General features: G+C 35.6%; 18 protein-coding genes and 1 tRNA gene. 13 read left to right on the top strand and 6 right to left on the bottom strand.

Going from position 1 to position 22,023, the window contains the following annotated elements:
* The first annotated feature begins 10 nt into the window (after positions 1-10).
* From RGQ13_RS00785 to RGQ13_RS00760, 6 genes are all read left to right on the top strand, one after another.
* Positions 11-892 carry a sulfotransferase family protein gene (locus RGQ13_RS00785; RefSeq protein WP_348391658.1) on the top strand — a complete coding sequence of 294 codons (882 nt, stop codon included), beginning with the start codon at positions 11-13 and terminating at the stop codon, positions 890-892.
* 3 nt (positions 893-895) lie between these two features.
* Positions 896-2,203 (top strand): O-antigen ligase family protein, encoded by a 1,308-nt coding sequence (locus RGQ13_RS00780; RefSeq protein ID WP_348391657.1) that lies wholly within the window; start codon positions 896-898, stop codon positions 2,201-2,203.
* Entirely contained in the window at positions 2,187-3,014 is an 828-nt protein-coding gene (locus RGQ13_RS00775; RefSeq protein WP_348391656.1) for a hypothetical protein, read from the top strand. The genes RGQ13_RS00780 and RGQ13_RS00775 overlap by 17 nt, the downstream gene beginning before the upstream one ends.
* A gap of 57 nt (positions 3,015-3,071) precedes the next feature.
* Positions 3,072-4,322 carry a right-handed parallel beta-helix repeat-containing protein gene (locus RGQ13_RS00770; RefSeq protein ID WP_348391655.1) on the top strand — a complete coding sequence of 417 codons (1,251 nt, stop codon included), beginning with the start codon at positions 3,072-3,074 and terminating at the stop codon, positions 4,320-4,322.
* A 92-nt stretch (positions 4,323-4,414) separates the two neighbouring features.
* The gene (locus RGQ13_RS00765) at positions 4,415-5,626 is read left to right on the top strand and encodes a TIGR03087 family PEP-CTERM/XrtA system glycosyltransferase (RefSeq protein WP_348391654.1); all 1,212 of its coding nucleotides are present in this window, start codon (positions 4,415-4,417) and stop codon (positions 5,624-5,626) included.
* Between the two features lies 1 nt (position 5,627).
* On the top strand, positions 5,628-6,227 hold the full coding sequence (locus RGQ13_RS00760) for an acyltransferase (protein ID WP_348391653.1): 600 nt from the start codon (positions 5,628-5,630) through the stop codon (positions 6,225-6,227).
* Between the two features lie 23 nt (positions 6,228-6,250).
* Here RGQ13_RS00760 and RGQ13_RS00755 read toward each other — a convergent pair whose 3' ends face one another.
* The 4 genes from RGQ13_RS00755 to RGQ13_RS00740 are packed head-to-tail and all read right to left on the bottom strand — an operon-like array spanning position 6,251 to position 10,655.
* Positions 6,251-6,982, bottom strand: a complete 732-nt coding sequence (locus RGQ13_RS00755) for a sulfotransferase (protein ID WP_348391652.1) — start codon at positions 6,980-6,982, stop codon at positions 6,251-6,253.
* Positions 6,969-8,480: an exosortase A gene (xrtA, locus tag RGQ13_RS00750; RefSeq protein ID WP_348391651.1), complete on the bottom strand. Its 1,512-nt coding sequence runs from the start codon at positions 8,478-8,480 to the stop codon at positions 6,969-6,971. Before xrtA ends, RGQ13_RS00755 begins: the two co-directional genes overlap by 14 nt.
* A complete protein-coding gene (locus RGQ13_RS00745) occupies positions 8,473-9,354 on the bottom strand; it encodes an XrtA system polysaccharide deacetylase (RefSeq protein ID WP_348391650.1) in 882 nt (293 codons plus the stop codon). Before RGQ13_RS00745 ends, xrtA begins: the two co-directional genes overlap by 8 nt.
* A 5-nt stretch (positions 9,355-9,359) precedes the next feature.
* Positions 9,360-10,655 (bottom strand): TIGR03013 family XrtA/PEP-CTERM system glycosyltransferase, encoded by a 1,296-nt coding sequence (locus RGQ13_RS00740; protein ID WP_405054148.1) that lies wholly within the window; start codon positions 10,653-10,655, stop codon positions 9,360-9,362.
* Between the two features lie 269 nt (positions 10,656-10,924).
* Between RGQ13_RS00740 and RGQ13_RS00735 the strand changes: the two genes are divergently transcribed.
* From RGQ13_RS00735 to RGQ13_RS00715, 5 genes are read left to right on the top strand one after another with little or no spacing between them, the layout of a single operon-like run.
* Positions 10,925-11,563 carry an XrtA/PEP-CTERM system exopolysaccharide export protein gene (locus RGQ13_RS00735; RefSeq protein ID WP_348391648.1) on the top strand — a complete coding sequence of 213 codons (639 nt, stop codon included), beginning with the start codon at positions 10,925-10,927 and terminating at the stop codon, positions 11,561-11,563.
* A 42-nt stretch (positions 11,564-11,605) separates the two neighbouring features.
* On the top strand, positions 11,606-13,195 hold the full coding sequence (locus RGQ13_RS00730) for an XrtA system polysaccharide chain length determinant (RefSeq protein ID WP_348391647.1): 1,590 nt from the start codon (positions 11,606-11,608) through the stop codon (positions 13,193-13,195).
* Positions 13,196-13,197: 2 nt separating this feature from the next.
* Complete coding sequence (locus tag RGQ13_RS00725) at positions 13,198-14,112, top strand: XrtA-associated tyrosine autokinase (RefSeq protein ID WP_348391646.1); 915 nt, start codon at positions 13,198-13,200, stop codon at positions 14,110-14,112.
* Entirely contained in the window at positions 14,069-15,685 is a 1,617-nt protein-coding gene (locus RGQ13_RS00720) for a TIGR03016 family PEP-CTERM system-associated outer membrane protein (RefSeq protein ID WP_348391645.1), read from the top strand. Before RGQ13_RS00725 ends, RGQ13_RS00720 begins: the two co-directional genes overlap by 44 nt.
* 1 nt (position 15,686) lies before the next feature.
* On the top strand, positions 15,687-16,730 hold the full coding sequence (locus tag RGQ13_RS00715; RefSeq protein WP_348391644.1) for an XrtA/PEP-CTERM system-associated ATPase: 1,044 nt from the start codon (positions 15,687-15,689) through the stop codon (positions 16,728-16,730).
* A 13-nt stretch (positions 16,731-16,743) separates the two neighbouring features.
* Here the strand turns inward: RGQ13_RS00715 and prsR are convergent, their stop codons facing one another.
* Both prsR and prsK read right to left on the bottom strand, forming a co-directional pair.
* Complete coding sequence (gene prsR / locus RGQ13_RS00710) at positions 16,744-18,105, bottom strand: PEP-CTERM-box response regulator transcription factor (protein ID WP_348391643.1); 1,362 nt, start codon at positions 18,103-18,105, stop codon at positions 16,744-16,746.
* Positions 18,106-18,109: 4 nt separating this feature from the next.
* Positions 18,110-20,155, bottom strand: coding sequence for an XrtA/PEP-CTERM system histidine kinase PrsK (gene prsK, locus RGQ13_RS00705; protein WP_348391642.1), 2,046 nt, complete (start codon positions 20,153-20,155; stop codon positions 18,110-18,112).
* A gap of 247 nt (positions 20,156-20,402) precedes the next feature.
* On the opposite strand from prsK, the gene RGQ13_RS00700 reads away from it, so the two are divergent.
* Positions 20,403-20,479, top strand: a tRNA-Arg gene (locus tag RGQ13_RS00700).
* 173 nt (positions 20,480-20,652) lie between these two features.
* Complete coding sequence (locus tag RGQ13_RS00695; RefSeq protein ID WP_348391641.1) at positions 20,653-21,897, top strand: integrase domain-containing protein; 1,245 nt, start codon at positions 20,653-20,655, stop codon at positions 21,895-21,897.
* Positions 21,898-22,023 lie beyond the last annotated feature (126 nt).

Here is a 22,023-nt window from a genome sequence, read left to right as displayed (position 1 = left end):
TGACTCTCATATGACTGACAACTATCCGATATTCATCCTTGGGACTCAGCGTTCAGGTACTACATTACTCGCCCGAATCCTTTCTGCACACCCAGATATTTTCATTCAAAATGAATTAGATTTATCTAAATGCTTTGACCAAAAACATGATACCCCGACAATAACAGATGCGATAAAACATCAGATTTTAACAAAGTCTGATGTCTGCATAGATACAGAGATCAGCAAAAATCAACACCTAGTTTGGGGCCTAAAAGATCCACAATTAACAGAACACACAAATAAGTTATTATTATTTTTACCAAAATCAAAATTCATTTTAATTGTGCGAGATGCCAGGGGAGTGGTTAATTCTTATATTGAAAACAAATGGGGGCTGGGCACAAATGCATACAGTGGTTCGTTGCGTTGGAGGAAAGAAGTCAGTCAACAACTCGATTTCATGAACAAGTATCCCGACAATTTTTTATTCATTCGCTATGAAGATATTATCGAAGATCTTGAAACATCGATGAAACAAGTGTGCCAATTTTTAGGTAAAGCATTTAGTCAGGAACTGTTGAAGTATGATCAAAAGTCCAGCAATTATATTAAACGCAGAGAAAATATAAACACCTTCAAGAAGCCAGATCCCACTTTGGCGACAAAGTGGAAAAACAGACTCTCAACCTTCCAAGTAAGTATCATAGAAGAGCTTTGTGATGATTTAATGACACGTCTTGATTACCCATTATTAACTCAAGGTGTGACACTAAACCCTTGGCAGAAACTTTACTTCATTATTCATCAAAAAATCATAGGAGAAATTCAATTACAATATCGGTGGCGGAAAAGTGCAATTTTTTCATGGCTCCAAAAATACCAAAACAAAGCGTTCTTTAAAGAAAGGTAAGTTATGTTAAATATTATATTATTTATCACTACCTATGTTTCTGGATTTATATTAACGTTTTTCAGATTACCTGTTTTTGCTTTTGTACTTTATGAAACTGTATATTTTTATTACCCACAAAATCGTTGGTGGGGCGTTTCAATACCCGATATTAGTTACTCATTCTTTGCCGTTTTATTAATGGTTTTCGCTTTACTTATAAAATTGCCTGAACATATCAAAAATAAGTTGTTTTCAGCGCCACAGTTTAAGTGGGTCTATTTGTTATTATTTATTTATGGCATAACTTATTTTTGGGCTACCTCACAAAATATACATTTTGACGCTTTTGTATATTTTTTAAAATTAGTAATTATTATTTCCATCGCCTACAAACTAATCGATACTGATGAAAAATTAAATTTAGTTCTTTATGGTTACATTTTTGGCGCTTGGTATATCAGCTTTCTTGCTTGGCAATTAGGACGTAACAGTGGAATAAGATTAGAAGGCATTGGCACAGTTGATTCTCCAGATGCCAACGGAATTGCTGCAGCAATAGCCCCAGCAATAGTCATCTCGTTATATTATTTCTGGGTTACAAAACAACTGTGGTTGAAAGCTTTATTTGCTGTCAGCGGTGTCTTTATTGCAAACAGTTTAATTTTAATTAATAGTCGTGGAGCATTCTTAGCGGTACTTCTTAGTGTTTGTTTTTTTATGGCACATATGTTTTTTTCGAAATACAAAAGAGAATTACAAAAAAGAACTGCTATTACATTAACTATACTAGGCATACTTGGTTCATTATATTTAGCTGATAATTTGTTCATTGAAAGGATTTCTACGATTAAAGAAGCGCGCATAGACCAAGAAAAAGAATCAGGTTCAACACGACTTATATTTTGGCATGCTGCATTAAAATTATCTATCGACCATCCGATGGGGTTAGGCTACAAGGGTTTTAATCTTTATTCCCCTCTTTATATTGATGAAAGTATCGAAACTGGTAAAAACAAATATCGCTCTGTTCACTCGTCTTGGTTAGAAGCTTTAACCGAGGCAGGGTATATCGGTTTCGCAGTTTTTATTACTATGATTTATTCTTCGTTTAAAACTTTAAAAGTTTGCAAACAATATTTATCTGAAAAAAGGCAACTAGATAAATATTATAAAGTCATCGCAATTGAGGCAGCTTTTATTGCTTTTTTAATCGCAATGACATTTCTAAATAGGATGCGTTCAGAAATTTTATATTGGTGTATTTTGTACAGTGCATGTGCGTACAACATCTATATTTTAAGAGGTAAGGATAATGATGAAAAAAGTTAACCTTGCTTTTACTATTGCCGCGTTTCTTATATCGCTAATATTAATATCTATCAATATTTACGGCCTTTTTCAGGATATTCGACCTAAAGTATTTTTCTCTGATCAATTAAGGTTCAAACAAAATGATATTTCTCTTAGTTACAAGCAAACCATCAACAATATTGCTCGAAATCAAAACGAAAACGATCAGCAATATGCACAAAAGATCACACCAGTTATTGCCCAAGGCGTTGCTCATATTCACTGGAAAAAATTTGAAAATACCAAATTTAATCAGCTTATACCGGTATGGGAGAACTATATATTGTTTTTAATGGGTAAGTTTTCTGGCATACCAGAGTATGAAAAATATCACTATTCCGATTATCATCGCAGTTTAAAAAGAGGCATAGGGATTTGTGGTGATGCATCGATGATAATGTCGCAAATTCTTGATGAACACAACATTCATAATCAACTACTTTCTTTCCCTGGACACGTTATTGTATCTGCCAAATTTAAAGACGGTCAAGAGTACCTCTTTGATCCCGACTTCGGCGTTTATCTGCCCTATTCTGCTGAGGAAATAAGCCAAAATTCAAGTTTAGTTATTTCCCATTATAAAAACGCCGGTTATAGCAATGATGATTTAAAAGCCTTAACAAGGATATATTCTAATAATTTTGAGCGTTGGAATGGTGTTCAACATTTTGTCACTAAAAAATACTACTTCGAATATTTTAGCTATTTTTTTATTTGGGCATTTCCTTGCTTACTATTACTAGTCTCTGCCTATCTCCTCTATATTCGTAAAAAGCGCTCTAATAGTTAATATATTCTCATTGTTGTACTAAACTTTCTAAGACAAGCTATCAAATACATACATACAATGAATGAAGAACTATCGTATTTCAAAAAAGGACTGTATTTTGGCGCCGGATTTTCCGTCTTTGCATTTATATTGGCAATAGCTGGCTATTTTATATTTAAACCAAGCCTTTCTGTGGCTAAACAGTTAAGTCAAAAAATTGAACAAAAACTCGGTGGTGGTCACTTTTCTGATGAGGTTGATCCAACATCAAGAATTGCTATAAATTTTGACAAAAGAGCAAACCCATATCTTGATAAACCTTTTCAAACACCCAAGAATTATCGTAATGTTTATGTAAATACAGCATCGGCATTAAGTGAAGCTGTTCGTAATGCTAATGCTGAAGGTGGCAATGTATTAATATCATTGGCCGATGGCGAATATAAAATAAAAAGAACGCTAAATATCAAAGCCGATAACATCGCTTTAGTAAGCGATAACAATAAGCCGGAAAAGGTAATAATCAAAGCAAACGGCATGTTTAAACACAGCCGAGCGACAAATTTAATTAAAGTCTCCGGAGATCATTTCTTACTAGATGGCATTACTCTACAGGGCGCTATCCACCATTTAATTCAAATTGCAGGGGAGAACGATGCCGACTATCCAGTGATCAGAAATTGCGTAATGAGAGATTCATATCAGCAACTACTAAAAGTCTCTTACGATAAAAAAGGTGCCCCTGAAATGTCTTCCGACTTTGGTTTAATAGAACACTGCCAATTTTACTATAGCGCAGGAATTGGGCCAAATTATTATATCGGTGGCGTCGATGCACATGCAGGAAACGGTTGGATTATAAGAAACAATTCATTTAAAGATATTGCCAGTCCTGATAAAAGGATCGCAGAGCATGCCATACATATTTGGAATAATAGTTACAATCCAATCATAATCAACAACACTTTCGAAGATTGCGACCGTGCAATTGGTTTAGGGATGTTAAAGACCAGGGTACATAAAAATATTACCTATTCGAATAAAGGCGGCCTGATCAAAAACAATATAATAATACATCATGATAACGGCGATCCATTTGCTGACACAGGCATAGTGATTGAGGACAGTCCATTAACTAAAATTGTTGGCAATCGTGTTTGGCTCGAACACGATTACCCTAGAGCTATTGAATATAGATATAAATCAACGGTAGAGGTACTTATCGAAAACAACATCACTAACAAAACAATCACTAGCCGTGACGGTGGTAACGCAAAAGTTGTAAATAACAAACTTTCCAAATCAAAAAAAGAAGTATTAAAACTCTAATTTGAAAAAAATTTCGGTCAATGAATTAAGGTCTGTAGATCTTTCAACAGACCTTAGATAAAAATTAACAATAAAATATTTTAAGGTTGAAATTGAAGATATTATTTATAACTCAGCGAGTTCCATTTCCTCCTAATAAAGGGGAAAAAATAAGAACGTTTCATCAAATTCAGTTTTTAGCTGAACAAGGACACGAAATTCGAGTAGCCTGCCCTGTTGAGAAAAATATAGATACAATCAATATCAGAGAACTAGATGAACGATTACTCACTAAAACTACCAGCTCTAAGTTGATGCCTAAACTGTTTCGCTATTTGCGAGCATTGATCTTCCAAAAACCTATCAGTACTAGCTATTTTTATGACAACAAACTGCAAGAAAAAATTAATAAATTACTATCCGAAGAGATAGACATTGTTATTTGTTCGAGCTCAAGTGTAATGGAATATATTTTTAAAACTAATCAATTAAATCATTCAAACCAGCCCAAAATCATCGTTGACTTTATGGATTTAGACTCGGATAAATGGCTACAATATGTAAAAAAATCAACTGGTTTAATTAAACTAATATACTCTAGAGAAGCTAAATTATTGCAAAATTATGAATACCAAGTTCAACAAAATGTCGATCATTGTCTTTTTACCTCTGAAAAAGAAGTAGATTTATTTAAAAAATCAAATACAAAATTTCATAACGTAGAATCAATGGGGAACGGTCTAGATACAGCGTATTTTCAACCGGTACAAAAAGCATTCAATGAAAATAAGCCAACATTTATTTTTACAGGAGTTATGGATTACTTACCAAATGTAGATGCTGTTGAATGGTTTACTAAAAAAGTATGGCCCAATATCCTTACTCATTGGCCTAAGGCTAGATTTATCATTGCAGGTATGAAGCCTACAGAAAAAGTTTGCGCTTTAAACGACACAAAAGGAGTCGAAGTGACGGGTTTTGTAAGTGATATTAGAGAATATTATCAACAAGCCGATTTCTTTGTTGCCCCCTTAAGAATAGCTCGAGGAGTGCAAAATAAGATACTTCAAGGATTTGCCTGCAACATTCCCGTTATTTCTACTCCAAATGCTATTCAGGGTATTAAATGTGAACAAGAAAGGGATTTATTAGTAGCTGAGTCCGAAGAAGAGTTTTTTCTTCAAATTAAACGCCTAATTGAACAACCCAGTTTAAGAAAAGCAATTTCTGCTAATGCCTTAGCATTAGTAATAGATAATTACTCATGGAGCAATCAGCTGAAAAAGTTGGATTCTTTAATAAATAATGAAAATGGTCATAAGTAAGATGAAGAATAAAAGCATTAAAAAATTTATTCAAATTATCTCATTACTAATAATGCTAGTAGTGATCCTAGCATATAAACTATTAGCTTATGTTTTTGCGAAAGACGCCACGTTAACAGCATTTTCCCAGTTGCTTAGTTTACTTCCTGGAAAGTTCGGTAGTTACTTACGTACCGCATTTTACCGATTCTCTATCACGCATTGTGATCAGGATGCTATGGTCTGTTTTGGAGTATTATTGTCGCAAACAAAAACTGAAATTCATCAAGGCGTTTATATCGGTCCTCAATCAAATATAGGCTCAGCTATAATTGAGAAAAACTGTTTATTAGGCTCCGCAGTGCACATTTTAAGCGGCAAAAAACAACACTATTTTAATGAGCTAACGATGCCGATCAAAGAGCAAGGTGGTGAATACACACAAATACGAATTGGCGAAAATTCATGGTTAGGAAATGGCTCGATAATTATGGCAAATGTAGGTAAAAACTGCATAATCGCCGCCGGCTCTGTTTTGTTTGATGATATTCCTGACAATTCCATTGCACTGGGCAACCCTGCTAAAGTGGTAAAAACCAGGATATCTAATAATGAGCAATAAAATAACTCTCTTTATTCAGAAACCTAAAAGTAATTTTTGATAAAAATAAGCAGCGCCTTAACTTGCCTTATGTAACTTCTACTTTCCTTAACTAATGCTAGATTAGCCACATTGTTATAATCTTCTCTACTTAAATCAACCCCTAAAAATTGATTTATTTTTTCTATTTGTGGCTCCGGCTTTGAAATTAATTTATCAAAATTTATTGTACATAAAGGAATATTTTTACCTTTTGCGTATGAACGTAATAACTCCCTAGTCTCTAGTTCAAATCGTTTAACTGTTTCAAGTACTACAATCTGGCGTTTGTTTAACAAAGAAACCCATAAGCTCCATGGCTCCCTAGTTACAAGAATAAATTTTAAATCATGAGTTTGAATCAATTCCAACCAAAATCCTAGAGTTACCCTTAATCTAGGATCTTTCCATATCCAAGGGCTATTGCTATCGCAATGAGCAATAAATTTTTGATGTTCATTCTTATCTAAAACGGAATAACTATTCGTGATCAGTTCAAAGGTTTCTTTAGCGTATGGAGTATTCGCATTAAAGGTTAAATTCAATTGTTTAAATAAATTTTCATTAAGATGAATCAATTTCTCATTTTCAAAAGTATCGTAATGACCAGAATAATTATCTTTAACCCGTGTTTTTTTCCCAATCCAGTAGCCTGCACTTGCAATTAAGCTCGTGATCAGTGAACTACCGCTTAAACCTGTGGTTAATATAATGACATTGGATTTATATTTTTGCATTGCTATAAACTACTTTAGGTTGCAAAGTGACTTGGCTAAACCACAACTTAAACTGCGCTTCAGCCTCACTTTCTAAATTTTTAATCGGAAAGCTGAAAGCTACAATTGAAATGCTTGATTGCTTGAACAGTGCTTTATTTAATGTGTGCGACAATTTTGCATTAAATTTATTCGTTATCACTTCACCATTAAGCAGATAAACATAAAAAATTTTTCTTTGTCTATGTGCACCAGTTAAAGTTATTTCGTTGAATAAAACATTATTTTCTAAAACGTTACCAACAACGACTTGGGATTCAGTAGGTCGCCAGTATTTTTTCCTGTACAAATAATTTAGATTAGAAATCAATTCATAATCTGCACCTTGTTGATAACTTGCCCAATAAACATCGATAAAATCACCCGACTCTAAATTCAAACGTCCTCTAAATTCTTGGCTAAAACCAATAAATTTTGGTAACCAACTATTGTCTGATTTTGCAATAAAAAATCTCAAAACATCTGGTTGTTTTTGGCTCTGGTAAATGTAATGTTTACTCTGATAAATCAATAATTGCCACATAGTTGCGGATGCAAACAAAAAACAAATGATAGTAATTAACCTTAAGTTTACTAACAGCTGTATAGGTTGTAGGCTTGAAATAACTTCATTATTTTTAGTGTCTTTTAATTTTTCACCAATAATAATGAGTAAAAACAACACAAAACAATAAAACACCCAACCATAAACTAAATGATCGGTACCGGTTGCATACTCCATTCCAAAGTAATGACCTATAAGAACTATGCCAAATACCCTTAACGCATTCGCGATAATTGGTACGGAAAAAGACAGTACTAAGAATAAAATCTTCTTGTTATATTTTTGAAAAGACAAATACGCGTACAGATTACCAAACACAAATGAGACAATTAAAAAGCTGATGCCAGAGCATGCCTCTGCGATAAAAAAGCGACCGTTGGGTATTTCAATATATAGATTTTCTCGTAATACTGGCGTACCAATAAACTTTAATAAAAATACCGATAAATCTGCCGTGACTTCTTGCAGCACGGGAATAAGTTCATCACCAACGGGGATAGCAAAGCCAATAAAAAACAACGGAAAAATAATTTTTGAACATGCTTTAGTGCCAATAAATAACCAAGCAATAAAGGGTAAAATACCGAAAGTACCAATATATTGGAATACCTGAATATCGCCAGCCACTCCAAAAATATGAATAAGCATTAATAAAATAATAAAGGGTAAAGCACCGTAATTTGGCCTTGGTGCCTCAGCTAATATCTCATGTCTCTTTTGATAAATTAACCAAGTACTTATCGGTAATACAAAGGCACAATGATGAAATATTTCAGACACCCACCAAACTGAAGCAGCCGCTTTTAAGCCACTAAAAAACGTAATAAACCAAAGTAGAAAAACACTAAAAATCATTAAATTAAATTTATTATCACGATGAGTTTCCGCTTTGCTATTAGTTTCTGAATTAATCACAATAACAACCAGCGACGGAGTTTGTGCTCACTGAGTCAGACGCATAATATGCTTTTACAGTTTGCCAATGATAGCTTGATAAAAGTTTTTCTATTTTGCTCTCCATATTGCTCAGGTTTGTATAGTGTCTGAATTTTGATTTTAACGATGCTTGACTAAATTTAGGCTGTTCCGGGTCTATCTCCCAGGGATGGAAATAAAACATGTAAGGTACAGATTCTGCCTTAACATAACGGCTAATTGCTTGTTTATTTAACCAATAAGGTAGTAACCGGTAATATCCACCACCAGCAATTGGAAAATTCCTGTTCGCAACGTTCAATGTAGAGGCAGGGATCTCTAGAATGTTTTCTTTGGTTAAATAAGCTTGTCTTGGCCAGCTTGGTTCACCGTACAAGTCATGGTTGATGGGGTAAGTGCTAGAGCTATATTGAAAACCTAACTCTTTTAGAATTTGATAAACCCAGGTATTGCTGTTGTTTATTGAAAAGCTTGGCGCCCGATAACCTATAACTTCAGTCGAAGAGATATCTTCTAAAATATGTTTACTTTTTTCTATATCTTGCTGAGCTTCTTTTTGATTCAGCTTGGTAAGCCTTTGATGGCCGTAGCCATGAGAAGCTAATTCATGCCCGTCATTGACGATTCTTTTGACTACGTTTGGATAACGCTCGGCAACCCAACCTAATACAAAAAATGTCGCCTTGGCATTTTGCTTATCGAACAAATCCAATATTCTATGAGTATTTTTCTCTACCCGATGCTCTAAAGAATCCCACTCACTTCTGGCAATTACATTTTCAAATGCTGATACTTGAAAATAATCTTCAACATCTACAGTAAGAATATGCGCTTGATTTGGATGGCTTTGCAATTTAACTACCTGCCTTTACCAAATAAGATCACCTCAAAGGTTTGTATTATAATCGAAAGATCTAAAAAAAAGCTGCGATGCTTAATATAGTAGAGATCGAATTTGAGTTTTTCTTCCGCGTCCATCACCGTAGCGCCATAGGGATATTTTAATTGTGCCCAACCAGTTAAACCCGACTTCACATTATGACGTTCATTATAATATGGAATTTTTGTTCGCAACTGTTCGACAAACTCAGGGCGTTCTGGTCTGGGTCCAACAAAACCCATATCGCCTGCCAACACATTATATATCTGTGGTAATTCATCAATTCGATATTTTCTAATTATACTGCCAACTTTAGTAATACGTGAATCGCTTGTTTTTGCCCATTGCGCACCATTGTTTTCAGCATCTAGCTTCATAGAGCGAAACTTTATAATTTGAAATATATTACCTCTTAAGCCAACGCGTTCTTGCTTATAAAAACACGGTTTATCTAGGCCATCTTCAAGCTTAATCGCAATAACGGTAAGTAACATAAACGGCCAAGCTACTAAAAACAAAATTGTTGATAACGCTGCGTTAAACAGCCAATCAAAGGTATTTCTTATATCGTTACTTGGTACGAATCCATCTGAATATATGACCCAACTTGGATAAATTAAATTAACCGCTATTTGCCCCGTTTCTTTTTCAATAAAATCAAGAATTTCAGTAACCACTACACCTCTTAATTTACATGAGAAAAGATCATCCACTGGTAAGTTTTCCCGTCGTTCATCAGTAGCAACAACTATCTCGTGTACATGATTTTTTATGACAAACTCGACTAAGCCATTTTTTAACACAACAATGTGATTTTCTTTAATGTCTGCCGGAATATCACCTTCCATATGCACAAAACCAAGTAAATTGAAGCCCTCTTTATCCACATCTCGGCGCATTCTTTCTTCTATGATTAATGCCCTTTGCCCACAACCTAAAACAACTACGTTACGACGAGCAAAGCCTAAAACATTATTCCGGATCAGTAAAAACCGAAAAATAGCACTAGCTAATAAGGAATAAACGCAGGCATAAAAAATAGATTCGCTGTTAACCACATGATTTTCAATAAATTGCACCATGATCGATAGTAATAAATAACTAATGGCGGTAGCAATAAATAGGCGGCGAGTTAAACCAAGTAATTTTTCTCTAAGTTTTGATTTATATAAGCCTAGCCCCAAAAATGTGACTTGCATCACAACGGCAAACATTATGCCAACACTTATATTGTCTAGGTTCTGAGCTTGTTTAAATGTTTGTTCAGTCGCCAAAACAAATGCTACAAAAATAAGGCAAAAATCCCCTAGAAAGAGAAATTTTTGCATGAGAGAAGTATAGTTAGAGTTATTATTTTGCAATATATTTTATCCGTTTGCTGTTTTAAACATCCAAAAACCACCACGAATAAACCATGGTATTGTTTAATAATAGACTACACCTATAAATAGCACGTTATTTTGGTTGTTTTTTGTGCAAAAATTCTGTCTTCGACTAATCTATTTATATAGAAACAAAAATTCATCTATATAGGTATTTAACTATGACGAAAGGATATCTGTCCCTAAAATCTCTTATATTGACTCTTGTTTGTATTGTCTTTTTAAATGGATGTAGTTCTCAACAAGCCTTGCCTACAGCAACTATATATCCAGCAAAAACGGATACCGCAGCTTCATATAACTATCTTATTGGTCCTGGCGATCAGTTAAATATTTTTGTATGGCGAAATCCAGAAGTATCTGGCAGTTTTGTGGTAAGACCCGATGGCAAAATAACAACATCTTTAGTTGAAGATATCCCTGCCTCAGGTAAAACACCGACTCAATTAGCCAGAGCCATTGAAGAACGTTTAGCCACCTACCTTAGAGAGCCAATTGTTACTGTTACGATTAGCAACTTTATTGGTCCTTATAGTGAACAAATTCGAGTTATCGGCGAAGCTGCGCAACCACGAGCAGTAAGCTATGGCAAAAATATGACACTGCTGGATGTGATGATAGCTGTGGGCGGTCTAACAGAATTTGCAGATGGCAATGATGCAGTTTTAGTTCGTATTGAAAATGGCAAACAAAAGCAATATCAGCTCTTTATTGAAGATTTAATCAAGTCAGGAAATATCAAAGCGAATATTGACGTATTGCCGGGTGATATTATTGTAATCCCTGAAGCATGGTTCTAATTTTTTTCTCCTATTTTCTAACAATAAAAAAGAATCATCACAATGTATGAGCAATTAGAAAAGTTAAAAGAAGCAGTGCTTGGAGTGTGGGCAAAGAAACACTTCATCATTATTTCTACTTGGCTTATTTGTCCTGCTGGCTGGTTCGGTGTAGTACAACTGCCAGATCAATATGAAGCATCAGCTCGGGTATATGTAGATACCCAGTCACTACTTCGACCATTAATGAAAGGCTTGATGGTTGAAACAGATCCAAATATACAAATTCGTTTAATGATAAAAACCCTATTAAGTAGACCTAATCTAGAACGCATTGCCCGAATGACTGATTTAGATTTACAAGCAAAAGACAATAACGAATTTGATCAACTGATAGAAAAATTAAAAGAGAATATAGTAATTGAAAGTGTCGGCAGAGAGAATATATATACCCTATCCACTGAAGAAAAAAGCCCTATTTTAGCTAAAAATATTGTTCAAGCCGCATTAACAGTTTTTATCGAAAATACCCTTGGCGAAACTCGAAGCGATACTGATACTGCTCAACAATTTTTACAGCAACAAATTGATGACTATGAACAACGATTACTAATTGCGGAGAAGAAACTCACTGAATTCAAACAAAAATACAGTGGTATCATGCCGAGTGATTCCAATAGTTTCTACGCCGCTTTAGATAACGCCAAACGCTTATTAAAAGCAACGAATTTGCAAAAGCTTGAAACTCAAACCCGGCTAAATTCTGCCAGAGCGCAACTAAATAAAGAAAATAGCATGTCGAGTAACTATTCAGACAATGTTATAGAAAACGATGAGATCACCACTACTTTCGATGAAAGTATACTCACTTTGCAAGCAAACCTCGATAACTTACTCATAAGTTATACCGAAAAACACCCTGATGTTAGAGAAGTAAACCGCCGTTTAATCGAACTAAAAAAGTTAAGACGCAAAGAAATAGAAAATTACTATAGTGGTTCTAACTCAGACTCGGGTCAAAGTACAAATTCCGCCAATAAAAGCCCAGTATATCAAGCAATGAAAATACAAATAAATCAGCTAGAAAATGAAGTTGCGTCTCTGACAGTAAGATCAAATGATTATCAACAACAAGTAAATGGTTTAAATGCAAAAATTCATGTGCTACCAGAAGTAGAAGCTGAAATGGTCGCGCTTAATCGAGATTATGAAATAAACAAAAATAACTTTGAAGAATTACTGGAAAGACGAGAAACCGCTTCATTGGCCAGACAAGCCAATGCAACATCCGACAAAATACAATTTAGAGTAATAGATCCCCCTAGGGCCCCTTTACATCCTTCAGGGCCATATCGAATTTTATTTTTCTTCGCTGTTTTTATTATTAGCATTCTCGTTGGTGGCGGCCTTGCCTATTTAAATTTAAAAATTAACCCTATCGTAGTATCAGCTTCGCAACTGAGTAGAGAAACCTCATTACCGATATTTGGGGTAGTTGGCGCAGCTGAAAAATTGCATTTAGCGCATATCAATAAGAAACGAACCCGCCTTTTCATTACCTCAAATTTCATTTTACTGGTCATATTACTAATGTTAATTGGTTATTTCTTAATGCCAGAACTTATGCAACCACAATTAAAAAGGATTTTTTAATTATGTCGACAATTGAACAAGCATTAGCAAAAAAATTAGCGGCAGAAAAAGCCAGTAAAAAACTGTTGCAAGAGCCTGATATTACTCACGCCACAGAAGAAGAAAACACAGTTGACCAAGTTGCCATAGAGATCCCACAAGCTGTTGAACCAACACACAATAAAGATGAGAATTTTCTCACTATTAATCAAGATAGACTAACAAAAAATGACTTTATTGATATTCAGAAAAACAGTCCGCACAACGTGTTAAGGGAAGAGTTCAGACAAATTAAACGCAAACTAATCAATAATGCCTTTGGTGCTGTATCTAAAACCTTAGAACACCCAAATTTGGTTATGATCACCAGTGCTAAAGCAAACGAAGGCAAAACATTTGTTTCTATAAATTTGGCATTAAGCATCGCTTCAGAACAAGACAAAACAGTGTTACTAGTAGATGCTGATGTATTAAAACCAAGTATCTTAAAAGAATTTGGACTCCAACCTCATAGAGGCTTAATTGAGTATTTGTTAGGTGACATCGAAGATGTCTCAAGCATTATCTATCACTCCAATATAGATAATTTAAAAATAATTCCGGCAGGAACTCCGCATCATCTATCTAATGAATTGCTCGCCAGTGAAAGAATGACAACATTAGCCACCGAATTATCTACAAGATACCCTGACAGAATTGTAATTTTCGACTCTCCACCACTGCTAGGGGTTAACGAAACACCGGTGTTGGCACATTTAATGGGGCAAGCACTGATCACGGTTGAGGAAGGCAAAACTAGTATTAATGATGTAAACCAAGCAAGCGGGTTATTAAACGATAAAATAGCTAAGGGCATAGTATTAAACAAAGCATATTATTCACAAAAGGAAATGTATGGCTACTACGGTTACGGATATGGTAAAAGAGCAGCTGAATAAAAGTTGTTTTTTTATTGTTTGTACGCTGTTCATTCTTCCAAGCTATGCAAGTGATTGGCGGGTTCAATCTCGCTTAGATTTTAAAGAAATATTTACTGACAATGTTGAGCTTGTTCCTGGTAATGCAGATAACAGTTTTGTCTCATTATTATCCCCTGGCATTAATGTTCAATACCAATCTGGCAAAGCTAACTGGGAACTTGATTATACATTTACTCAAACATTATATACCCATGATCACGATTTAGACGATAATTACAACACTCTCACTTCGTCAGGTTCAATGAGCTTATGGCCAGATGGTTTAGCTTTTAATTTTTCAGCCTCTATTAGTAATGTAAGTCAAAATACTGCTCGTAATTCACTAGCCGATTTAGTATCTGCAGATACCGTTGAATACAAAAACTACCAAGCTGGATTTTCATACCTAACTGAGTCTTCAAGTTTCAAGATTGATGCTGAAATATCTTTTATTATTGATGAAGCCGAAGATGAAGTTGGCGACAGAGATGGTTATAATGCATTTATCAAAAGTGAAAGTGGCAGTAATTCTCGGTATGTGTTTTGGAATTTAGATAGTCAGTATACCGATTATGAAAATAACAAACGCAAAGGCCGATTTTACACGGTTGATGCAACCATGGGTTACATTACTAATTGGAAATTAAATCCATTTATTCGACTTTATGAAGAGGATACAAGTGGTAACCTTAGAGATAGCAAAATACAAGGAACATCTTCCATTGGTGCAGGTATTCGTTGGCTAGCATCTGAGCATTTGATTTTAGATGTAGCATATAACTCTGTTGATGATAAAAGTGATGCTGTAGGTAAAGTATCTGATGAACAAGATGACTATGTTAGCGGTTCAATTAATTGGCAACCATCGGCTCGTACAAGCTTTTTTGCAAAGTATTATCAACGATTTTTTGGCGATGCTTATCAATTTAATTATAGTCATAGAACTAAACGATTAACCACTACACTTTCCTACAGTGAAACCTTAGATTTATTTGATCGCCAAGAATTAGTACCGGTTAATGTGCAAGATGTTTGGTGTATTACTGGAGCTGCCGTAGAAATTGGTAACTGTATTTTTTCCCCGAATGAAAATATAGACTTAACTAATTTCACCTTTGCCGGCTTTTATTCCGACCTTGAATTGCAAGAATCCAACTCATTTAACCTCAATCAAACATTCAATTTCACTTCAACGTTAGCTCTAAGTCGCATGACCTATCAGTTAAGCTTACGAAAGACGAAAAGAGAAAACCTAGAGATTGAAGATTATGACACCTACGATTTTGCTAGCTTCTCAATTACTCGATTAATGAGTAGAACCTCAGAATTAAACCTTCGATTCTCATTCAATAAGAACAGTCTTGATCAAAATAACCCGTTTACGTTTGAGCAATTGGACTATTACCGTGTTTACAACATTAATTGGCAAAAACAATTAAATCGCACCCTCAGCGTCACCTTTTCTACACAACACTTAAATCGCAATTCCAACCGTTTTGGCTATAGTTATAAAGAAAATCGTGCGTCAATGCAGGTAATAAAAGAATTTTAATATGTACGAACAACATTATGGCCTAACCTTAAAACCTTTTCAGTTAAGTCCTGATCCTAGATTTTTCTATGCATCAAACAAACATAAACAAGCGCTTTCTTACCTTGAATACGGCTTAGAGCAAGGTGAAGGCTTTATTGTTATTACCGGCCCTGTTGGAACTGGCAAAACCACTCTTGCACAAAGCTTGTTAAGCAATTTAGATGCATCAAAAATTCATGCTGTTCAAATAGTGACCAGTAAACTATCACCTGAAGATTTGCTCTTAGTCATTACTAAAGAATTTGGTTTAACACCTATTTCGCCAGCAAAAGCACATTTATTGCAAGCCATTGAAGAGCATTTAATGACCTTAAAGTTACAAGGTATGAGAGCACTATTGCTGGTTGATGAAGCTCAGAATTTACCCTTGGATAGCGTTGAAGAGTTACGTATGCTGTCTAACTTTCAAAGTGACAGTAAACCGTTACTGCAAAGCTTTTTATTAGGCCAAGAAGAGCTTAAGGGAATTATTTTAAGTCCAGAGTTAGAGCAATTTCGTCAACGTATAATTGCTTCATGTCATTTGCAACCATTAACGGTTAAAGAAATTGAGCAATACGTAGTCCATAGGCTTACATCGGCGGAGATAGAAAATGCCGAGATCTTCGATCAAGAGTGTTTTATACAAATTCAACAGATTACTAAAGGTGTACCTAGAAAAATAAACTTACTTGTCGACAGGATTTTATTGTACGGTTTTTTAAATGACTTAACTCATTTCACCAGCAACGAAGTACAAATAGTGATTGATGAAATGGCGGATGAATTAAGCGCCTCACTATCGGAACATAATCAACAACATGAATCGGTTAAAACACAAGTTAGTCATAATTTAAATCCGACCAATAATCACGATGCCTTGTATAGCTCATTGCAAAAAGTGGATGATTATTTACAAGAAAATATAGATCAAAAAATAAAAATGAACCGATATTTAGACAAGTTGTTAAAACAAAAAAATCTCACATTATCTCAGTTTGATAGCTCAAAAGACGACAATTAATAACTGAATAAAATCAATCACCTTCCAGTGTTTTTAATTGCAAACCATATTTATCAACCAGTCCATATAAAGTAGGTCTAGTGATACCTAACAATTCTGCGGTTTTACTCATATTGCCTTCAGCTAATGCAAAGGCTTGTTCAACGGCTTTTGATTCAGCCTTTTCTCGCACGCTGCGTAAATTAAACTCGGCAAGCGATACATTATCTGAATCTTCAACAAAACCTAAATCGTCACAGGTAATTTGTGCGGTAGCTGCCATAATCACTGCCGATTTTATTTTGTTTTGCAATTCACGAATGTTGCCAGGCCAAGGATGTGATTTTAAAGCAGCAACGGCGTTGTCGCTAAAGCCTTTTACTTTAACGTTATAGTCTTTGCCATATTGTAATAGGAAATATTGCGCTAAAATGAGTACGTCAAAGTCTCTGTCTTTTAGTGGGGCAATCGGGATCACCATTTCACTTATTCGATAAAATAAATCTTCTCTAAAGCTTTTTTCTTCGACCATTTGTTGTAAATTTTGATTAGTCGCACATATTACCCGTACATCTACTGGTAACTCTTGCCTACCACCAATTCGCTCTATCACTCGTTCTTGTAAAAAACGTAACAATTTAGCTTGTAAATTAATTGGCATATCACCTATTTCATCAAGAAATAAGGTGCCCGATTCGGCCATTTCAATCTTGCCCTTGGTCATTTTATGGGCGCCGGTAAATGCGCCTTTCTCAAAACCAAATAATTCACTTTCAAGCAATGTTTCAGGAATAGACGCACAATTAATGGCAATAAACGGCTTTTTACTACGGTTACTTTGCTGATGTATGGCATTAGCAACAACCTCTTTACCGGTACCACTTTCACCTAACAGTAATGCACTAATCTCAGTTGGCGCAATACGTTTTACCATATTACGTAACTTATCCATTACTACGCTATTACCAATAATACCACTATCAACTCCGCCTAATTCTCGAATCTCTCGGTTTTCAGATTCAATCTTCGCTAAGCTGAATGCACGTTCGACAATCACGTTTATCACATCACCATCTAACGGCTTTTGATAAAAATCGTAAGCACCTTTTGCGATCGCATCCAACGCCACTTGATGCTCATCATTTCCGGTTATCACGATTATCTTGGTAAAAGGTGACAATGCTAAAATTTGCTCTAAAGCTTTTAAACCCTCGGTTGCATTAGCAGCATCTGGGGGTAAACCTAAGTCTAACAATACGACTTTAGGTTCATGCATACGTAAATTTGATACCGCCTGCTCTCTATCACCAGCTAACAACACAGCATACTGAGATAAACTCCATTTTAATTGTTTTTGAATGCCTAAATCATCATCAACAATAAGTAATTTTTCCATCGCTTTACTCACTTTCCTTGCTAACTTCGCCCAACGGCAATTTAATGGTAAACAAGCTGCCTTTGCCAACAGTACTTTCTACACTTATTTGACCATGCATCTCTTCTATAAATTGCTTTGCCTCAAAAACCCCTATGCCCATACCGGCATTGCCTTTGGTCGTACTAAATGGTTTGAATAATTGTTCGTTAATAAATTCGCTACTCATACCTTGACCATTATCCTCAATAGTAATGATTAGACCATTAATACCAATATTGCCATTAACTTTAACCCACCCATCGTGTTTGCAAGCTTGTTGAGCATTTTGAATTAAGTGAATAAAGACATTTAATAATCGCTCTTGCTCTACCAAAATCAGTACTTTTTCGTCACAACTACAGATAACCTGAGGGTTGTCTTGATTGCAAATATCTACGGATTTGCTAATTAGTTCACCTACATTTATTTCTGTTTTATTATCTTTAGGAGCTTCTTTACCTTTTTTTCTTAGCTGTACTACTACTTTGTTTAATCGTTCACTGGCAGACTCTACGGTGCTAAAAACATCGGCAACAAATTCTGGATTGTGCTGATGTTGATTAGCATTTTTTGTAATAAGTGACAGTTGTGCTTGAATATTTTTTAAGTCATGCAGTACAAATGCTGACATACGATGAAACACCGAAAACTGCTGACTTTCAGCAAGTTTAACTTGGGCATTTTGCAATGACAGGTAATTACCCAATTGCTTAGACACTGCAAACAAAAAATCACGATCTTCCCAATTGAGCATAGGTTTTTCTTGTGGTCCAGGCAGTACAAAGTATCCTGTAAGTTGTTGTTGGCTATAAGTGGGTACAATCAAATCAATATGACTGTTTAACAGTAAAGCAGATTCAATAATTAAATTTGGATAGCGCTGTGGGTAACGTTCATATTCTCGAACATCGATAATCCATTGCTGTTTTTCACTATATTTATGAATTGCTTTTAATTGGCTTAGCACTTGCTCGCTCAGGTTTAACTCACCCTGATAAATTATATTTAGCTCACTGCCATTAACTTTGATAAAGGCACAATAATTTACCTGTAAGCATTCCCCCATCGCTTTACACGCACTGACACATAAATTGTTTGAGTCATCCTTTTCAATCGCGGCAATTAATTTTAGCCACTCAACTCGATAATCATATTTGTTAGCAAAAAAATGCTTACCAATGAATACTTTAATTTTTGCCCGTAAGCTATTAGCAATAAGCAATCCAACCAACGCTAATAGCCCTAACACCATAAATACAGTACTGAGCATATCACTCCATTGGCCGCCGATGTATCTAATTAAATAGCCTGAAAAAGCCAGAATTAATAAGTAAATACCACTAAAAACGATCATGCTGCTGTAAAAAACTACGTCTCTGGAAATAAATAAATCAGGGCTACAGTCTTTTAAGCGCTTGGAGCTTAGCAGCAATAACGGCATAACCGCGGCAGCGATAAAGCCGCGGGCATACCAAAAATCAAAATCTAAACGGTTAATCATTGATGCTTGCGAGTACATAACAAAATCAAAAATAAATAAGCAGCCTAAACCAATCGTTAAGGGCCAAAGTGCCCACCTTAACTGTTGTTGATGGTTTCTAAATACTTGTTCTAAATTCACTAAAGCGAATAAATTCAATGCTAATAAAACAATAAACAGCCATTCATACTTCTGCAATACCCAAACACTAAAAGCACCAAACACTGATAATCCAAGCCAGATCAGTAGGTATTTTTTAACTTGCTGGTTGGCAATAAACTGGCCAAATGATTGTAAGCCGGTATTAACGCTTATAAATAGTAAAGACCAAAAGGCAATTTTAATCGCCTCAAAAATAAAGGTAAGTTGTAGGGAGAATGATTGATAAACTTGCAGCGCACAAACAGCAACAGATAATAAAGTAGTTAAGCAGGCATAGATCACTAACTGGCTAGCAAAGGTTTTTTGCCTTGCTACCATTAACAATAAGAAAAACACTAGATAAGCTATAGCTGCAATGCCATAACCAATCAGTCCGAGAAATTCCATTTGATACTCAATTATTATTATTGAATCAAAATCTGTTCAAATATTAAACACTGAGTTTAATAATAGTTCAATTAACCTTATTTGCATTAAGTAAGAGCAACTTAGAACAAGTAAAAAGGACTTTTTGTGTGATTATCGAGCAATTGGTATTGGCTATAAAGATGATTGGTTGACACAAGCCAGAGGCTCTATAGAATGGCGTTAATAACATGCTTTACTAATTTTTCATTGAAGTTTGTTAGCTAAACCACCCGTAGCTCAGCTGGATAGAGCGCGCCCCTCCGGAGGGCGAGGTCACAGGTTCGACTCCTGTCGGGTGGGCCATTTCCTTAAAGAAACGATTCACAATGACACAGCCTGACACTCTGCAGCCCTCTAAGTATAAGACCCTCCTGTATCATTCAGTATATATTTTATTGTTTTAGTATTGAACGAACCCAGATTTATTAGTACCCTTATTGCACCCCACGAACAAATAACAACAATTAAGGGTAGCAATGGCTAACACAACAACTCCTTTATCGGACATCAAAGTTAAAACCACAAAACCGCAAGAAAAAGAATATGCACTGTTCGATGGCGGAGGCTTAGTGTTAAGGGTAAGACCAAATGGATCTAAGTCTTGGAGATTCACATATACCAAACCATTCACAAAGAAACGCTCTAATGTCAGCTTTGGTACTTATCCGGAAGTTAGCCTTGCCGCTGCAAGAATCCTACGTCAAGATGCTCGCGAACTGATAGCACAAGAGATTGACCCCAAAGACCATAGAGAAGAACAAAAGCGAGATAGCTTAGAAGCACTTAACAATACTTTCCGTCTAATCGCTCAGAACTGGTTTAATGTTTACAAGACTAAAATATCTCAAAAGACAGCAAGAGACGCTTGGAACGGCTTAGAGAATTACATCTTCCCTGAATTAGGCAACACACCGATCAACAAGTTAACTGCATCCGCAACTATTGACGTTCTTAAACCGCTGGCGAATGCAGGGCGCTTAGAATCAGTTAAAAAGCTTTGCCAACGTATCAACAACATACTGACATTCGCGGTTAATACCGGCGTTATAGAAAGCAATAGGCTTGCAGGTATCAGTAAAGCGTTCGAAGCCCCTACAGTTACCAGTGTGCCAGCATTAAAACCCCACGAGCTACCAGAATTGATGAAGGCATTAACTAAGTCACAAGTAACATATCAAACACGCTGCTTAATTGAATGGCAACTACACACAATGGTTAGGCCACGAGAAGCAGCTGGAGCTAGATGGGAAGAAATCGACTTAGACAATAAGACTTGGACAATTCCAGATTGGCGTATGAAGAAAAAACATACTCACATTGTACCGCTATCCGACGAAACTATAGCACTACTTGAAGTGATCAAAAAGACAAGCAGCAAGTCAGAGTTTTTGTTCCCATCAAAGGTAAGTAAGAGCGGTCATGTTAGCAACGAAACAGCGAACAAAGGGCTAATTAGAATGGGCTTTAAAGGTCGCTTATGCGCGCACGGTTTACGTACAATCGCCAGCACCACATTAAATGAACAAGGGCACGATTTTGACGTTATAGAAATGGCATTAGCGCATATAGCTCAAGGAGTTAGAGCTACATACAACAGGACAACCTATTTAGAGCGCAGACGCATTCTAATGGCTTACTGGTCACAACACATCACACAAGCTGCAACAGGTAATATGAGCTTAGCAACTTCGGGTAATAAATTAAGTGTAGTAAATGGGTAAAAAGTAAATACATCTCTTTACTCTTATCGCCTCACTTCACATTAATAAGAAAACAATCCCACTTACTAGTTTATAGTGCACTATAAACTAGTTCACTATAAACTAGAACATGGAAATAAAGCTTGT

Origin of the sequence: Thalassotalea psychrophila (assembly GCF_031583595.1) — a bacterium.
In the GTDB taxonomy this organism is placed as follows: Bacteria; Pseudomonadota; Gammaproteobacteria; order Enterobacterales; family Alteromonadaceae; genus Thalassotalea_A; species Thalassotalea_A psychrophila.
Note: the sequence above shows the minus strand (reverse complement) of the source record. Positions and strands in the feature narration are given on the sequence as shown.

Bases quoted from the DNA above. Each gene is read 5' to 3' on its own strand.
- RGQ13_RS00785 (WP_348391658.1), top strand. From the start codon at position 11: ATGACTGACAACTATCCGATATTCATCCTTGGGACTCAGCGTTCAGGT.
- RGQ13_RS00780 (WP_348391657.1), top strand. From the start codon at position 896: ATGTTAAATATTATATTATTTATCACTACCTATGTTTCTGGATTTATA.
- RGQ13_RS00775 (WP_348391656.1), top strand. From the start codon at position 2,187: ATGATGAAAAAAGTTAACCTTGCTTTTACTATTGCCGCGTTTCTTATA.
- RGQ13_RS00770 (WP_348391655.1), top strand. From the start codon at position 3,072: ATGAATGAAGAACTATCGTATTTCAAAAAAGGACTGTATTTTGGCGCC.
- RGQ13_RS00760 (WP_348391653.1), top strand. From the start codon at position 5,628: ATGAAGAATAAAAGCATTAAAAAATTTATTCAAATTATCTCATTACTA.
- RGQ13_RS00755 (WP_348391652.1), bottom strand. From the start codon at position 6,982: ATGCAAAAATATAAATCCAATGTCATTATATTAACCACAGGTTTAAGC.
- RGQ13_RS00735 (WP_348391648.1), top strand. From the start codon at position 10,925: ATGACGAAAGGATATCTGTCCCTAAAATCTCTTATATTGACTCTTGTT.
- RGQ13_RS00730 (WP_348391647.1), top strand. From the start codon at position 11,606: ATGTATGAGCAATTAGAAAAGTTAAAAGAAGCAGTGCTTGGAGTGTGG.
- RGQ13_RS00725 (WP_348391646.1), top strand. From the start codon at position 13,198: ATGTCGACAATTGAACAAGCATTAGCAAAAAAATTAGCGGCAGAAAAA.
- RGQ13_RS00720 (WP_348391645.1), top strand. From the start codon at position 14,069: ATGGCTACTACGGTTACGGATATGGTAAAAGAGCAGCTGAATAAAAGT.
- RGQ13_RS00715 (WP_348391644.1), top strand. From the start codon at position 15,687: ATGTACGAACAACATTATGGCCTAACCTTAAAACCTTTTCAGTTAAGT.
- prsR (WP_348391643.1), bottom strand. From the start codon at position 18,105: ATGGAAAAATTACTTATTGTTGATGATGATTTAGGCATTCAAAAACAA.
- prsK (WP_348391642.1), bottom strand. From the start codon at position 20,155: ATGGAATTTCTCGGACTGATTGGTTATGGCATTGCAGCTATAGCTTAT.
- RGQ13_RS00695 (WP_348391641.1), top strand. From the start codon at position 20,653: ATGGCTAACACAACAACTCCTTTATCGGACATCAAAGTTAAAACCACA.